Here is a 465-nt window from a genome sequence, read left to right as displayed (position 1 = left end):
CTACATCAGTGTTTCCTTCATATCCGTTAACCGGAGTCGGGTTATCATTTACCGCATCGATTGGTGCTTCTTCCACAACTACAGTTACCGTTGCAGAATCACAATTAGTTGGGTTTAATATCTCGCACAATTGGTATACGATAGTGTAAGTTCCTGCAGGTGTCTGTGGGTCTACGCTTACCGTTCCAGTTGCTGGATCTAATTCCACACCTGGGTTTGTTGATGGAGTCGTTACCGTAACAGTTACTTGTGATGGAATAACCGGAACACCGTTTAATGTGTCGTTATCCAATACGTTCACTACATCTGTATTTCCTTCATATCCGTTAACCGGAGTCGGGTTGTCATTTACCGCATCGATTGGTGCTTCTTCCACAACTACAGTTACCGTTGCAGAATCACAATTAGTTGGGTTTAATATTTCACACAATTGGTATACGATAGTGTAAGTTCCTGCAGGTGTCT

General features: G+C 42.8%; 1 pseudogene. It reads right to left on the bottom strand.

Annotated elements, in window-relative coordinates:
- Positions 1-465, bottom strand: a pseudogene (locus FJA49_RS18315) (gliding motility-associated C-terminal domain-containing protein); the annotation flags it as partial.

This window comes from Flavobacterium microcysteis, assembly GCF_006385255.1.
Taxonomy (GTDB): Bacteria; Bacteroidota; Bacteroidia; order Flavobacteriales; family Flavobacteriaceae; genus Flavobacterium; species Flavobacterium microcysteis.
This window is presented reverse-complemented; position numbering and strand designations above follow the sequence as displayed.